The 15,570-nt window shown below is 49.7% G+C and carries 14 protein-coding genes; 10 read left to right on the top strand and 4 right to left on the bottom strand.

All coding sequences use genetic code 11. From position 1 onward, the window contains the following. The first annotated feature begins 57 nt into the window (after positions 1–57). Together glnA and serC are read left to right on the top strand one after the other, a co-directional pair. Positions 58–1,482, top strand: coding sequence for a type I glutamate--ammonia ligase (gene glnA / locus I8J30_RS05765; RefSeq protein WP_210656288.1), 1,425 nt, complete (start codon positions 58–60; stop codon positions 1,480–1,482). 191 nt (positions 1,483–1,673) lie between these two features. Further along, the gene (serC, locus tag I8J30_RS05760) at positions 1,674–2,762 is read left to right on the top strand and encodes a 3-phosphoserine/phosphohydroxythreonine transaminase (protein ID WP_210656286.1); all 1,089 of its coding nucleotides are present in this window, start codon (positions 1,674–1,676) and stop codon (positions 2,760–2,762) included. 105 nt (positions 2,763–2,867) lie between these two features. On the opposite strand, the gene I8J30_RS05755 is transcribed toward serC, so the two are convergent. Further along, a complete protein-coding gene (locus I8J30_RS05755) occupies positions 2,868–3,596 on the bottom strand; it encodes a response regulator transcription factor (RefSeq protein ID WP_091220956.1) in 729 nt (242 codons plus the stop codon). Between the two features lie 114 nt (positions 3,597–3,710). Between I8J30_RS05755 and trmL the strand changes: the two genes are divergently transcribed. The 3 genes from trmL to I8J30_RS05740 all read left to right on the top strand — a co-directional run bounded on the left by trmL (position 3,711) and on the right by I8J30_RS05740 (position 6,217). Then, positions 3,711–4,175, top strand: a complete 465-nt coding sequence (gene trmL / locus I8J30_RS05750; protein ID WP_210656284.1) for a tRNA (uridine(34)/cytosine(34)/5-carboxymethylaminomethyluridine(34)-2'-O)-methyltransferase TrmL — start codon at positions 3,711–3,713, stop codon at positions 4,173–4,175. A 138-nt stretch (positions 4,176–4,313) separates the two neighbouring features. Continuing rightward, complete coding sequence (locus I8J30_RS05745; protein WP_090981926.1) at positions 4,314–4,565, top strand: AbrB/MazE/SpoVT family DNA-binding domain-containing protein; 252 nt, start codon at positions 4,314–4,316, stop codon at positions 4,563–4,565. Between the two features lie 455 nt (positions 4,566–5,020). Further along, entirely contained in the window at positions 5,021–6,217 is a 1,197-nt protein-coding gene (locus I8J30_RS05740) for an aminotransferase-like domain-containing protein (protein WP_210656282.1), read from the top strand. A 67-nt stretch (positions 6,218–6,284) separates the two neighbouring features. On the opposite strand, the gene I8J30_RS05735 is transcribed toward I8J30_RS05740, so the two are convergent. Next, on the bottom strand, positions 6,285–6,605 hold the full coding sequence (locus I8J30_RS05735; RefSeq protein WP_210656280.1) for a Rieske (2Fe-2S) protein: 321 nt from the start codon (positions 6,603–6,605) through the stop codon (positions 6,285–6,287). After that, a complete protein-coding gene (locus tag I8J30_RS05730) occupies positions 6,605–7,432 on the bottom strand; it encodes a DUF2161 family putative PD-(D/E)XK-type phosphodiesterase (protein ID WP_338044821.1) in 828 nt (275 codons plus the stop codon). Before I8J30_RS05730 ends, I8J30_RS05735 begins: the two co-directional genes overlap by 1 nt. 442 nt (positions 7,433–7,874) lie before the next feature. Here I8J30_RS05730 and I8J30_RS05725 point away from each other — a divergent pair, with 442 nt between their 5' ends. From I8J30_RS05725 to I8J30_RS05705, 5 genes are all read left to right on the top strand, one after another. Next, positions 7,875–9,773 (top strand): PrkA family serine protein kinase, encoded by a 1,899-nt coding sequence (locus I8J30_RS05725; protein ID WP_091220948.1) that lies wholly within the window; start codon positions 7,875–7,877, stop codon positions 9,771–9,773. 160 nt (positions 9,774–9,933) lie between these two features. After that, a complete protein-coding gene (locus tag I8J30_RS05720) occupies positions 9,934–10,308 on the top strand; it encodes a hypothetical protein (RefSeq protein ID WP_210656278.1) in 375 nt (124 codons plus the stop codon). A 218-nt stretch (positions 10,309–10,526) separates the two neighbouring features. Beyond that, complete coding sequence (locus tag I8J30_RS05715; protein ID WP_210656276.1) at positions 10,527–11,984, top strand: circularly permuted type 2 ATP-grasp protein; 1,458 nt, start codon at positions 10,527–10,529, stop codon at positions 11,982–11,984. Between the two features lie 27 nt (positions 11,985–12,011). Beyond that, positions 12,012–13,013 carry an alpha-E domain-containing protein gene (locus I8J30_RS05710; RefSeq protein ID WP_091220940.1) on the top strand — a complete coding sequence of 334 codons (1,002 nt, stop codon included), beginning with the start codon at positions 12,012–12,014 and terminating at the stop codon, positions 13,011–13,013. Further along, positions 13,010–13,894 carry a transglutaminase family protein gene (locus tag I8J30_RS05705; protein WP_210656274.1) on the top strand — a complete coding sequence of 295 codons (885 nt, stop codon included), beginning with the start codon at positions 13,010–13,012 and terminating at the stop codon, positions 13,892–13,894. The genes I8J30_RS05710 and I8J30_RS05705 overlap by 4 nt, the downstream gene beginning before the upstream one ends. Before the next feature lie 153 nt (positions 13,895–14,047). On the opposite strand, the gene I8J30_RS05700 is transcribed toward I8J30_RS05705, so the two are convergent. Next, a complete protein-coding gene (locus I8J30_RS05700) occupies positions 14,048–15,493 on the bottom strand; it encodes a SpoVR family protein (RefSeq protein ID WP_210656272.1) in 1,446 nt (481 codons plus the stop codon). Positions 15,494–15,570: the final 77 nt, after the last annotated feature.

The following is a 15,570-nucleotide window of genomic DNA, read 5'->3' as shown; positions in this document are numbered from 1 at the left end:
AGTTGAACAATTAATGTCCTACACATCGCAAATGTTCGGAAATGGAGGAAATACCTAATGTCAGTTCAAAACGTATTGAGCACAATCAAAGAGAACAGCATCATGTTTGTAGATTTCCGTTTCGTGGATCTTTCCGGCCACGCGCACCACATCACGCTTCCTTCCACGGAAGTAGATGCCGAAACTTTTGTTAACGGCGTAGCTTTTGACGGTTCCTCGATCCCGGGTTTCCGCGGTATTGAAGAGTCTGATATGGTTATGATTCCGGACACAGAGTCCAGCTTCATCGATCCGTTTACAGATCACCCAACATTGAATATTATGTGTAACATTCATACGCCAGATGGCGAGCGTTATGAGCGCGATCCGCGCGGCATCGCTCAAAAAGCAGAAGAATACCTGCAAAAATCCGGCGTAGGTACAGCAGCTTACTTCGCACCTGAGTCCGAGTTCTTCATCTTCGACGAAGTTCGCTACGAAAGCAAAATGAACACTTCTTTCTACGAAGTTGATTCCGCTGAAGCTGGCTGGAACACGGCTCGTAAAGAAGAAGGCGGCAACCTTGGTTACAAAATTCCTGTAAAAGGCGGCTACGTTCCGGTTGCTCCTGTTGATTCCCAACAAGACATCCGCAGCGAAATGGTTCGTTTGATGCAAGAATCCGGCCTTCGCGTTGAGCGTCATCACCACGAAGTTGCAACAGCTGGTCAAGCTGAAATCAACTTCCGTTTCGACACATTGACTAAAACTGCAGACAACCTGCTGAAATACAAATACATCATCAACAACGTTGCTCGTCAATGGGGCAAAGTTGCAACATTTATGCCTAAGCCGCTATTCGGCGACAACGGCAGCGGTATGCATGTTCACTCTTCCATCTTCAACGGCGATTCCCCGCTGTTCTATGAGAAAGGTGCTTATGCAAACCTGAGCCCATTGGCTATGCACTACATCGGCGGTATTTTGCACCACGCACCAGCGTTGATCGCAATTACAAACCCGTCGACGAACTCCTTCAAGCGTCTTGTTCCAGGCTACGAAGCGCCAGTTAACCTTGTATTCTCGAAGGGTAACCGTTCTGCTGCAATCCGTATCCCGGTTGCTGCAGTTACGCCGAAGGGCTGCCGCATCGAGTTCCGTACACCGGACTCCACAGCTAACCCTTACCTCGCATTCGCAGCGATGCTGCTTGCAGGTCTTGACGGTATCAAGCGCAAGCTGGACCCGGTTGCTCTTGGTTATGGACCGTTCGATAAAAACATCTACGATCTTCCGGACGAAGAGAAGAAAGAAATTCGCTCGGTTCCGGGAACGCTTGATGAAGCGCTTGACGCTTTGGAAGCTGACTCCGAATTCTTGACTGAAGGCGGCGTCTTCACTAAAGACTTCATCGACAACTTCGTTCAATTGAAGCGTGCTGAAGCGAAAGCTGTTGCAATCCGCGTTCATCCGCACGAGTACAGCCTATACTTCGATTGCTAATCCGAACTTATAGTACAAATTACTTTCAGCGAGCTCTCTCAAGGAGAGCTCGCTTTTCATTATCCGTAAAAAAGCTAAATCCGAATATTCGAAATAAAACTGTTGGTTTTTGTTCGACTTTTTACACTTGATGCAAAGCGTGAAACTTGCTATCATACTGATAAGCAAATTGAAGAGTGGAGTGAGCTACAGTGACGAATCGAGCGTTTAATTTTAATGCCGGACCAGCGGCATTGCCGCTGGAAGTATTACAGCAGGCACAACAGGAATTTATTGATTATGCAGGTGCCGGCATGTCCATTATGGAAATGTCCCATCGCAGCGGCATTTTTGAAGAGGTCAATGACGGTGCGCAATCGCTCCTTCGTGAATTGTTCGGAATTCCAAGTCATTATAAAGTTCTATTCCTGCAAGGCGGAGCCAGTACGCAATTCGCTATGATTCCGATGAATCTATTGGGCGCTGGCCAGACGGCAGCATTCGTAAACACGGGAAGCTGGGCGGACAAAGCAATCAAGGAAGCGAAGCTGTTTGGCGAAACGGCGGTTGTAGCTTCTTCGGAAGCGGATAAGTTTAATCGGATTCCGGACGTTAGCAACCTTCAAATCCCGACAAATTCGGCCTACCTGCATATTACGTCGAATGAAACGATTGAAGGCACGCAATACGCGGCTTATCCGGAAACAGGTGATGTGACACTGATCGGCGATATGTCGAGCGATATTCTAAGCCGTCCGGTCGATGTCAGCAAATTCGGCATGATCTATGCCGGGGCACAGAAGAACCTGGGACCATCGGGCGTAACGATTGTTATCGCACGTGAAGATTTGATTTCAGAGAGCCCGAAATCGATCGCGACGATGCTTCGCTACGATACGCATGTAAAGAACAATTCCCTTTACAATACACCGCCATCTTTCTCTATTTATCTGGTTGGCTTAATGTTGAAATGGGTGAAGGAGAGAGGCGGCGTTGCCGCGATGGAGCAATTCAATCGCGACAAAACAAAGCTGATCTACGATACCATCGATAACAGCGGCGGCTTCTACCGCGGCTTCGCGGATGTAAACAGCCGTTCGCTCATGAACATCACGTTCCGCCTTGGTTCGGAAGAGCTCGAGAAACAATTCGTGAAGGAATCCGAGCAGCAAGGTTTTGTCGGCTTGAAAGGCCACCGCAGCGTTGGCGGCCTGCGAGCATCGACTTACAATGCCGTTCCGCTCGAGAGCTGCAAAGCACTTGCCGATTTCATGGGCGACTTCCAGAAGCGCAACGGCTAACTTAAGGAAGCTGCCGCCGTGCTATATAGAAAAGAAAGAAGACCGCCGATTCTTCCATGCGTGGAAGGTCGGCGGTCTTCTTGAGCGCTAATGGACGGGTATGTGTTAAGCTAGTGAAGAATCAGCATTTGACGTGCTGCTTCCCGGTCCGGAAAGTTTATAGCCAACGTTACGGACCGTCATGATATATTCAGGCGTTCTCGCATTTTTCTCGATTTTATCACGCAGATGGCTGATATGCACATCGACGATACGGGTGTCGCCGAGGAAATGATAGTCCCAAACACCGTGCAACAGCTGCTGACGGCTAAGGACTTTCCCGCGGTGACGGCACAAGTAAAGGAGCAATTCAAATTCTTTAGGTGTCAATTCCACTGACTTGCCTTCAAGCTGAACTTCACGCTGCTCGGACAGAACCGTAAGTGGACCGATTGTATGCGTCGTTGATTCTCCTGATCCCGGCAGCGCCTGCGTTCTGCGCAAGATGGCTTGAATACGGGAAAGAAGCTCTTGCGGTGAGAATGGTTTCGTCATATAGTCGTCAGCGCCGTGATCAAGTCCTGCGATCTTGTCGCTTACATCATGGAGTGCAGTTAACATAATAATGGGAACGACGTTATTTTGTTTGCGAAGCTCTCGGCATACTTGTAGTCCGTCCATCTTGGGGAGCATAAGATCGAGCACGATGAGATCAGGACGAAACGGCTTTAAGAAATCGAACACGGCTTCTCCGTCTGAAGCGCAACGTACTTCATAACCGGCTAGTTTCAAGTTAAACTCAAGCAACGTGGAGATGGATGGCTCATCATCGACGATTAATATTTTCTTTTTCAAGCGTTTATGTTCCCCTTTCATGCAACATTATAGTTGTATTATGACAGCCAAGTTTTCTCAATAGATTAAGCTAGCGTAAAAGCTATGTAAAAAGTGAAGGGTGTTTGATAACAAATGGCATTCCATATCGTTCTCGTAGAGCCGGAAATTCCGGCAAATACCGGCAATATTGCACGGACTTGTGCAGCAACTGGTACAATTCTTCATCTGGTTCGGCCATTGGGGTTTAACACAGATGACAAAACGCTTAAACGGGCCGGTTTGGACTATTGGTATGCGGTAGAGATTCATTATCATGATTCGTTCCAGGAGCTAAAGGAGCTATATCCGGAGGGGCGTTTCTTCTGCGCAAGCACAAGGAGCTCGAAAGTATATTCGGAGCATCGCTATCAAGACGGCGATTTCTTCGTATTCGGAAAAGAAACGAAGGGACTTCCGCAAGAGGTGCTTGATGCGCATCCTGACACCTGTATTCGCGTGCCGATGACAGACAAAGTAAGATCGCTAAATTTATCGAATTCTGCGGCGATTGTTGTGTTCGAGGCAATTCGACAAAACGGATTTGTGGGATTGAACTAACTTTCTTTAAATTTTATTGCAGAATACTAAGAAAATCGAAATAATTGCAGGAATTAACCGGCCATTATCGAACCTAGTAGGGAGCAAACTGTCATATGACGTTAACTTGCAAAATGCGACTACAGGAGATGTGAATTTGTGAAACCGGCTGGTGTTGTGCGTAAAGTGGATCAATTAGGGCGTATCGTATTGCCAAAATCGCTACGTAAAAGATACCAAATGAATGAAGGAGACCCCGTGGAAATTCTTGTCCAGGGTGACCATATCATTTTGGAACGTTATCGTCCTCGTTGTGTGTTTTGTGGCACACTTGATGGTGTACGCGAGTTTAAAGAGCGTTACCTGTGTGGGGGATGCATGACAGAGATGGCGGGACTGCGCCGGGGTTAACGCGGTGCGTCACACTATTTTCGCATTAAAAAAGAAGCTTCCGACGATTGTCAACAATCGCTGAAAGCTTCTTTTTTTGATGATTGGTCCTATTGCATTACAAGCCTTTAGTCTTGTCGTCATTGTAAGACGCCGTACACATGGCGATCAGGAACAAGGCCGAGACAGTGAGGACGATAAGAAAATTAATGGTCATTCGTATTCCCTCCTAAGCTGCCAGTACATACATACTCCCCTTCATTATACCCAACGATATGCAAAAAGAAAACGAACAAAGTTGTGAACATGTTGTTACGGTAATTCCGCGGCAAACATAAAATACAACACATTGGTGAACGCTGTAACCAATTGACGAAACAGCGTACAAATCCGTGCGTTTTAAAGCATTCTTCTAGTTGCTCCCATCACCAATTGCGCGTAAAATGTGTGATAAGTGAAATGGGGAGGGAATGAACGTGGAATACCGGTTTTCGAATTATGTCGAACGGCTGCAATCGTCTGCTGTTCGCGACATCTTGAAGCTAACGCAAGGAAAAGAAATTATTTCGTTCGCAGGCGGTTTGCCGGCCGAAGAACTGTTTCCGATTGATGCAGTAAGAGAGGCAGCAGATCGGGTATTCCGTTCCGGTAAGAATACGCTGCAATACGGTCTTACGGAAGGGTTCATGCCGCTTCGTGAGCAGCTTTGTGCCCGAATGGCCCAGAAGGGCATGCACGTCCAACCTGATGAAATGATCATGACAACAGGCTCGCAGCAAGCAATTGATCTGATTACTCGTGTACTGATGGAGCCGGGCGATATTGTTCTGGTGGAGAACCCGACCTATCTGGCCAGCTTACAAGTGTTTAATTTAAGCGGCTTGGATGTTGTTCCGGTTGCCAGTGATAAAGATGGCATGATTATTGCGGAAGCCGAACGGCTCATCAAGCAGCATAAACCAAGATTAATTTATGTAGTGCCTACATTCGGCAATCCAACGGGTCGAGTATGGAGCATGGAACGCCGCAAAGGGCTGCTTGAACTCAGCCATCGTTATGGTGTTCCCATCTTGGAGGATGATCCATATGGCGATATTAAATTTGATATTAATGCCGACTATCCAACCTTGTTCTCGCTTGAAGGCAAAGCGGATGGCGGCAATGTCCTTTATACAAGTACGTTCTCCAAAACAGTAGCGCCTGCTCTTCGTACCGGCTGGGCAATCGGCAGCCGCAACGTAATCTCTATGATGGCAAAGGCGAAACAAGCGGCCGATCTGCATTCCAGCTCGCTTGACCAGCAAACACTGGATCAGCTGCTCCGGCATTTCTCGCTTGATGATCATATTCAAGTAATTAGGCAGGCGTACGGCGATCGTATGCAGCAAATGCAGAAGCTGCTGTCGCAGCAGGGCTGGAGCGACGTGAAATGGATCGAGCCGAAAGGCGGCATGTTCCTCTGGCTGGAGCTGCCTGAAGGACTGGATGCCGAAGCGCTGCTTCGAGCAGCTGTGAAGAAGAATGTAGCCTTCGTTCCCGGCTCCTCCTTCTATGCGGCAGAGCCTGCGCGCAACACGGCTCGTCTGAACTTTACGTATACACAAGGCGAGCGGATGGCGACGGGTATTTCGCGCTTCGCCGAAGCGTTGAATGAATTTCTGGCGCGCCGCTAATTCATCAGGATATAGAGAAGAAGCCCGGAATCCTCGCTTGAGGATTCCGGGCTTCTTGTCGTTCGTTTTAAGCTTGCAGCAGAAATTGGCCGTCACGAACCACCAGCGGCGAGCAATCCAGCTGCTCTCCCGGGATGTTCGTGGATTCGCCTGTCGCTTTATCGAAGCACCAGTAGTGCAGCGGGCAAATAAGCTCATTCAGATGCGGTCTGACAATACCGCCGGCATGCGGACAGATCGCCGAGATCAGATTATAGCGTTGTTCTTCATCGGCTTTGCGCGGTGCTTCAACAATATAATAAGGCTGGTTGTTTAATTTCACATGAGCCGGAAATTCCGGGAAGTCCTCTACATTGCCAATGATCTTAAAGTTGTTTGTTTCGCTCATCAGTATCTTGTCTCCTTTGATAATTTGTTTTCAGGCATGATTGCGGTGTTTTCCTCTTGTGCGGGCCTCTGCTGCAGCCAAGCTTCAATAATATGGTTGTACTGCTTTAGCGCGGCTGCTCCGTCCGGTTTCAGGCTATAATGCCCTCGTCGTATACGTTCAAACCAGCCGTAGTAATCCTTCTGGAGAAAATGGTCGGCTCGCGCTATCCCGGTCAGCTCCGAGGCGGCGCGAGGGGAAAGCTCGCCGTGCTGGTTAAGCGCCCATGCCACGCGAAGCGCCTTCTCCCGGTACGCGGTGACGAGTTTGCGGTTGTTGCTGCCGCCGGTATTATAGTCGCCGCTGCGTTCGCGAAATTCGGTGAGCAGTCTCGCTTGACGGACACGCCGTTGTCCGCGCACCGGAGGATCGCCCGGTTGGCAAAGCATCTCCAGCACCGGCGATTTGGTCTTGAAGAAGGTTACGGTCATCAAGCCAAGGCCAAGCATCCGGCACAGCTCGGTTAGATCGCCGAAGCGCTGATTGTGCGCGCCGACCTTCTTGCGGTTGCGCTCGACGGCGAGTATGACATGTCCGTTTAAACGCAGCCTCTCGATGCCCTGGAGCAGCAACGCGAGATTGAAGGTTTTCTTCATCTCCACCAATATGGTTTCATTCGTATCCGGATGAATGGCGACGAGATCGCAATGCATGATCTCGCTCTTTACCTCAAAGCCTTGTTTCTCGAAATAAGACTTGATTGGCGGATACAGCTCGGTTTCGTGTTTGACAGCCAAATCATCGCCTCGATTCAATGGGAGGGTAGTCTGTTCACGATTATAGCACATTCCGGACAACCCCTTAAGCCATAAATTAGAGGTTACATCTGGTGTCACAACTTTTTCGTGTCGGTCATGCCGGAAATTTGTCGCAATCGCCGCTATTCGACATGGGTTCGCGGAAGCGCAAAAGAAGGAGCCAAGTCTTCATACGTATAGCTTTTCGCCCAATGGAGACGGGCAGGTGCTCGTTTTAACGGAATTAACATTTTGTAAAATTCGTGTCTGCGATGTGCGGATTTTGGCGGAATCTTGTTTAAAAAATAGGGCAACTTCCCTCGCGAAAGCGCATAGGAATGTAATACTTCAATAAAAAATGCCGGGCAGCTTTAGATGGCTGGATAAATATTACCCGCATGCATGAGGCGTTCTAGGTAGTGGCATCAGGCTGGTCGGAGTATAGGCTTACGAAGTGAGTTTTGCAATCGCAAAACTTATAGGAGGTTACGGCATGGATATTTTGAAACGGATTTCGGCGTACAAAGCGGAAAGCGAAAAACTTGCTTGGAACGGATCTTTCAAGGACTACATCGACCTGCTGAAGCGAGATCCTACTCCGGCCATGACTGCGCATGCTCGAGTTTATGAAATGATTGAGTCATTCGGGGTTGTGGATGATGGCGGTACATCGAAGAAATACAAGTTTTTCGAACAAGAAATATTCGGCTTGGATCGTGCCGTTGAGAAGCTTGTAGAGGAATACTTCCATTCATCAGCCCGGCGGCTTGATGTGAGGAAAAGGATTTTGCTGCTCATGGGGCCTGTCAGCGGCGGTAAATCCACCATTGTTACGATGCTTAAGCGAGGCCTCGAACAGTTCTCCAGAACAGAACGAGGAGCTGTATACGCGATTAAAGGCTGCCCGATGCATGAGGATCCGCTGCATCTCATTCCGAATGAACTGCGGCCTGAAGCCGAGCGGGAGCTTGGTGTCCGAATCGAAGGTAATTTGTGTCCTTCCTGCCAAATGAGAGTAAGAACGGAATACAGCGGCGATATTGAGAATGTGCAAGTCGAACGTGTGCTGATTTCCGAAGAGAACCGTATCGGGATCGGAACGTTTAGCCCGTCCGATCCGAAGTCTCAGGATATTGCCGATTTGACCGGAAGCATCGATTTCTCAACCATTACGGAATTCGGTTCGGAATCCGATCCGCGTGCATACCGGTTCGACGGTGAGCTGAATAAGGCGAACCGCGGTCTGATGGAGTTCCAAGAGATGCTCAAATGCGATGAGAAGTTTCTATGGAATTTGCTGTCTCTAACCCAAGAGGGCAATTTCAAAGCCGGCCGATTTGCCTTGATCTCGGCGGATGAGCTCATTATCGCGCATACGAATGAAACCGAGTATAAGTCTTTTATCGCCAATAAGAAAAATGAAGCGCTGCAATCCCGGATGATCGTAATGCCGATCCCTTACAACCTGAAGGTGTCGGAGGAAGAGAAGATTTACAAGAAGCTAATCGGTCAGAGCGATATGAAGCACATTCATATCGCGCCGCACTCGCTGCGCTCAGCAGCCATCTTCTCCATCTTGACTCGTCTGAAAGAGACGAAGAAGCAAGGGATGGACCTCGTTAAGAAAATGCGCATGTATGACGGCGAGGAGATCGAAGGCTACAAGGAAGCGGATCTGAAGGAAATGCAGTCGGAATACATCGAAGAGGGCATGTCGGGTATCGACCCGAGGTACGTCATCAATCGCATTTCGAGTGCGCTCATAAAGCAGGACCTGCAATGTATCAATGCCCTTGATGTGCTGCGTGCATTGAAAGACGGACTTGATCAGCATCCTTCGATCACGAAGGAAGAGCGGGAGCGATACTTAAATTTTATTTCCACAGCCAGGAAAGAATATGACGGACTCGCCAAGAAAGAAATACAGAAGGCGTTCGTTTACTCCTTCGAAGAGTCCGCAAGAACGCTGTTCGAAAATTATCTCGATAACATTGAATCGTACTGCAACTGGGCGAAGATCAAAGACCCGCTTACAGGCGAAGAGATGGATCCGGATGAGCGGCTCATGCGTTCAATCGAAGAGCAGATCGGCGTATCCGAGAATGCGAAGAAAGCGTTCCGAGAAGAGATATTGATTCGGATTTCCTCGTACTCTCGCAAAGGCAAGAAATTCGATTATTACAGCCACGAACGGCTGCGCGAAGCGATCGAGAAGAAGCTGTTTACGGATTTGAAGGATATCGTCAAAATCACGACCTCGACCAAAACACCGGACGAGAAGCAGCTTAAGCGTATTAATGAAGTAACAAAGCGGCTGATTGACGAGCACGGATACTGCCCGGTCTGTGCCAACGAGCTGCTGCGTTATGTAGGAAGTCTGCTTAACCGATAGGCGATAGCGGAGCAAGTGAGCCGCAGTACGCGCAAGATGCGTACTGCGGCCTTCCTTTGATTAAAGAGAGGTACAAGCATAGGGACGGTGTACATGCAAACCAATCATCTGTTAAAATAGGAACACAAGTTCTTATTTTGGTGCAGAAGGAGTGTTGGACATGCAGTTGTTGCTGCTGAGCAAGAACGGGGAAAGGGAGTGGGTTCCGATGGATATGATTTGCTTCGTGTCGCACACGCCGAAAGGACCCCAATTTGTGACGAAGGGCGGAGCAAGCTATCACTATCCGCAAACGATGGAGCAAGTGGCGCTCGTCTTCGGACCATTCGGCTATGAGCGACTGGATCGCAACGTTGTTGTCAATATGGCGGCAGCTGTATGCTATAACCCGGTTGAACGCAATGTTTATTTCGATGATTCGGCCGGAAGCGGGGGCGGCTTATATGCCACGGTGTCAGGAGCGAACGTGGACAAAGTGAAGCGCCTCATGATTCGAGAACAGGAAGAGGTAACCTACTGCACTTCCGCTGCGTAATGTGGTAGGAGGCGCATGGGCGCGACCGATAACTTATATTCCTTAATTTACTGTAAAGGCCGCCTCTATCGGGCCTTTTATGTGTTATATAAGTTGACACAAATGTCCTCATTGGGTATGATCTAGGTAATATAATCCAAATTTATACGCGAAAATGTAGACAAGAAAGCACAAAAACTGACATGAGAGTGACACTGATGGCTTTGGAGGCGGTTGACATGTCGATGGCGATGAAATCACAATTCGATCCTTACGATTCACAATCTTTCTACGACGAAATGTTCGATAATGATCTTAATGTACGTCCGCATTATGAAAGTGTTCATCGAACGTTCGCCCGTATGAAGCCGCCTGAGCTGACAGCGCGCCACACAACCATTCAGCAGCGGATGCTGGAGGAAGGGATTACGTTTACGCTTTACACCCAGAATCAGAACGAGCCGCTGGAGCGTACAATTCCTTTTGACTATATTCCGCGCATTATTCCGAAGCTTGAATGGGAAAGCATTGAACGCGGAATGAAGCAGCGCGTTAAGGCTTTGAATGCTTTTATCCATGACGTCTATCATGAGCAGCGCATCGTCAACGACGGCATCATCCCAAGACAGATGATTATTGCCAATAAATATTTTCGGCCGGAGATGGCAGGGCTGCAAGTACCGCAGAACGTCTATATGACCGCATCCGGCATAGATTTAATTAAGGACGAGAAGGGCCGCTACTTTGTGCTGGAGGATAATCTCCGTACACCATCAGGGTTTTCCTACTTATATAAAGGGAGAAGCTTAATGAGTGAGCTGTTCTCCGATTTGTACTTGAATAGTGCGGTAGCGGATATCGAGCGCAGCTTGAATGTATTCTTGAGCTCGCTGCGCAGCTTGGCGCCTTCGGGAAAATCAAACCCGCTTATTGTGCTGCTGACGCCGGGAGCGTACAATTCCGCTTACTTCGAGCACGCTTTTCTGGCTCAGCAAATGGGCATCCATCTGGTGGAAGGCCGCGACTTGGTTTACAAGGATCACAAAATCTATTTGCGTGATTTGCGCGGATTGCGTCAGGTAGATGTCATCTACAGAAGGCTTGATGATGAGTATTTGGATCCATTGGCATTTCAGGCGGATTCGCTGCTCGGTATACCGGGTCTCATGAATGCTTATCGTGCTGGCAACGTTGCGATTGCCAATGCGCCGGGCACAGGGGTAGCAGACGATAAAGCCATCTACGCGTATGTGCCGGATATGGTCCGTTACTATTTAGGCGAGGAACCGATCCTGCATAACGTACCTACTTACATTTTGTCACGCAAGGAAGAACGGGAGTATGTGCTCGATAATCTGGATCAGCTCGTAGTCAAGGAAACTTCGCTCTCCGGCGGCTATGGGATGCTTATCGGCCCTGCTGCTTCCACCAAGGAGATCAATGCCTTTGCCGATGCCATCCGCCGCGATCCGGGGCGCTACATCGCTCAGACGACGATGAAGCTGTCACGGGCGCCGGTGATGCTCGGAGGGGCTATGCAGCCGCGCCATATTGATTTGCGCGTATTTGTGCTCATGGGCGCACAAACCCATGTGATTCCGGGCGGATTGACTCGTGTTGCGCTTCAAGAAGGCTCTCTGGTCGTGAACTCTTCGCAGGGCGGCGGCGTAAAAGATACGTGGGTGCTTAATCGTTAACGATTATAGGAAGCGGAGGGATTGACGATGCTGAACCGGAATGCGGAGGCTTTGTTTTGGATCGGGCGGTACATGGAACGGGCGGAGAACCATGCTCGGCTAATCGATGTTCATTATCACCTTCAGTCAGATGACTCGCATACGATACCGAAAGGCGAGCCTGGCGAGAAAGCCCAATCGCTGTGCAAATGGGGGCGGATCGTCGATGCACTCGGCAGCAGAGCCGCTTACGAGACGCAGTATGGCACATATACGGAGCAAGACGTTGTGCTGTATATCACCCTTGACCGCGATAATGCGAATTCCCTCGTTACATGCGTCAATCATGCCCGGGATAATGTGAGGACGCTTCGGGAGAAGCTGCCCAGCGAGCTATGGGATGTGACGAACGGCTTCTACCTGTGGCTTCGCGAGAAGCAGGCAGGGGATTGGACCCGCGAGTCGCCGCATCAGTTTTTTGGCAAAATTAAAGAATGGACGGCGCTCTTTCAAGGCATTACGCAGTCGGTGATGCCGCGCGAGAACGAATTTCATTTCATAGAATGCGGCCGCTATCTGGAGCGAACGGAGAATACGCTTCGGATCATGCAATCCGCGATTACGTCCCGGACCATGCTCCCTTCGGATACGGACGGCAGCAACGATGTGTATCCTTTCCTGCAGGCGGTGCTGCGTTCCGTTAGCGGCTACCAAACGTTCAGGCGGTATTACGCAGATGGCTTCTCGCAGGAAGCGATTATGGAGTTCCTGATTCTGAATGAAGTGTTCCCGCGCTCCGTTCATTATTCGTTGCATGCGCTCGATGAGCATTTGCGCGGCATTCAGCTGCAGGAGAAGCAGCTGCGCACGGCTCATGATCGGATTATTCGGCAAGTGGTGAAGCTCAAGGCCGAGCTTGCTTGCTTGGAGCGCGAGGATTTGCAGCGGGATGATGAAGGTCGGGTCACGGGACATTTACTCCAGGCTGCGGGACAGCTGGGGGTATCGTTTGCTCATACCTTTTTTCGTATGGGGGAGGTCAGTGCATGAAGCTTTGCATCTCGCACACAACCGAATATTCGTACATGAATCCGGTTATGGACAGTGTCAATGAAATTCGGCTGACGCCATTTACGAATGAGCAGCAATCGTGTTATCAGCATTCCATTTCAGTGGAGCCGAATGCGCCTCTCTTTAGCTATGACGATTATTTCGGCAATCGCGTTCACGCGTTCTCAGTCAATGATCAGCATCGCAAATTGGTCATTCGTACGCAAATGACAGTCGTCACGAAGGAAGCCGTTAAACCGGTTGAAGGTCAGGAAGGCATGACGCCTAAGCAAGCTTGGGATTGGCTGGCGACCGATGGTGCGATGAACCGGTTTGCGGAATATTTGCTGCCAACGGAGTATACAGGCATTACTCCGGAGGTTGCGGCATTTGCGGAAACACCGCTGCAAAGTGATCCGAATGAGAAAGAACTGGGCGTGTACAGCTGGCTGCTGTATGTATCCAATCGAATTCGCAATGAGTTTGTATACGATCCGGAAGCGACCAATGTGCACACGATCGCAGGGGATATGATGCGCAGACGTCGCGGCGTCTGTCAGGACTTTGCCCATCTGATGATCGCGGCATGTCGTTCGAAAGGCGTACCGGCTCGTTATGTGAGCGGCTATCACTTTGTTGGCGACTTGCGAGGGGGCAATGCGGATTTCGAGCAGGCTTCACATGCATGGGTGGAGGCGTATGCGCCCGGCCTTGGCTGGTGCGGGTTTGATCCGACCAACGATGCCCTCGTTGGCGAGCGTTATGTGAAACTGGGCCATGGCCGGGATTACAAAGATATAGTCCCTGTCAAAGGTGTCTACCGGGGAACAAGCGAAGCGAATTTGAAAGTGAAGGTGGATGTGAGAAGGGTCGAGGCCTAGTACGAGGCGTGCCGCAGGCGGGGGATATAGCGAACCGCCTGTTCGGAAGCGATGGATACATAGAGAGCATCGAAATAAAAAGATCGCATTCCTGCAGCCTGCAACGGGCTGTACGGGAATGCGATCTTTTTGCTGATTAGCTTCAGGTTTAACTTAAATAAATTTCCGGCTCGTTTTCTTGCCGTCGCAGCTGAACACGATTCGTTTGTCTTCGACGATCGTCTCGAGGTGAACGGTCTTGCCCCAGAGCTGAACGACGTGAGGGAGCGTCCGCTCCACGTATTTCAAATCCAGCTCGACCCCTTCGTATTTATGGAAGAGGAACAGCTCGCCGACGCGGTTAAAGTCGCCATCCGTTACGACGAGACTCGGGAAGCCGCCGTTGACTCGAGATGTCACAAGCTGATCGCGGACGGACTCCCATGCTTTGTCGGTGATTTTCCATTCCGCGCCTTTCTTCTCGAAGACGTAGAGATCCAGATCGCCAACAAGCTTCTTCGTCAAATAATTCCGCAGGAATGAAATGTCGGAGTCGAACTCCCGCACTTCGAATATTTTATCCCGCCCGAGCCCCGGCTTACGTCCGAAGCGATCCTGCTCCTCCTTGGTCGGGTTATCCCAGCGACGCTCGATATCCTCGAAGATCTTAAGACCCAAGTAATACGGATTAAGTGAATGTCTCGATGGCTGCACAACCGCGGAGTTGAGCGAGGCAAATTCGATCGTTTCCGCACTCGTTAAGTCAAGCTCGCGAAGGATCCGCTGATGCCAGTAGGAAGCCCAGCCTTCGTTCATGATCTTCGTCTCGATTTGCGGCCAGAAATAAAGCATCTCATCCCGCAGCATAGACATGATGTCGCGCTGCCAATCCTGCAAATTCGGCGAGTATTCCTCAATGAACCAGATGAGGTCTTTCTCCGGCTGAGGCGGGAAACGCTTCGGCTCATTATTGGCTGCTTTGAGACTCGCCTGCGCAGCCTGTTCTTCGCTATCCAGCGACCACAAATCATCATATTGCGATTGGCGAGGCACTTTGTCTACTTGATTTGCCTTGTTAAGCAGCTCAATGTAATGGGCTTTATCCAGCTTGTAAGGCCGGATAATGGTGGAATCGACATGCTCTTGAATAGCCAGGACCGCGTCGATAAATTTCTCGACGGCCTCGGTGCCATACTCCATCTCGTATTGACTCACACGCTCGGCCGTGGCGGACATACTTTCCACCATGTTTCGGTTCGAGGCGCTGAACCGTGCATTGTTCTTGAAGAAGTCGCAATGTGCCAATACATGCGCGACGATCAGCTTATTCTGTATGAGTGAGTTGCCATCCAGCAGAAAGGCATAGCAAGGATTGGAGTTAATGACAAGTTCATAAATTTTGCTTAGGCCAAAATCATACTGCATCTTCATTTTATTGAACGTTTTGCCAAAGCTCCAATGGCTGAACCGGGTAGGCATGCCGTAAGCGCCGAATGTATAAATGATATCGGCCGGGCATATTTCATACCGCATCGGGTAGAAATCGAGGCCAAATCCTTGGGCAATCTCAGTGATCTCGTCAATAGCTCGCTCTAATGCTTTGATCTCATCCTGGTGCAATTTCGCTTCCCCCTTGTAATGCGAGTGTGCTTCATAGCTATATGTATGGGAGGGCGGACAGCGATATGAGCTTTTTT

This window comes from Paenibacillus lignilyticus, assembly GCF_017942085.1.
GTDB lineage: Bacteria > Bacillota > Bacilli > Paenibacillales > Paenibacillaceae > Paenibacillus_Z > Paenibacillus_Z lignilyticus.
This window is presented reverse-complemented; position numbering and strand designations above follow the sequence as displayed.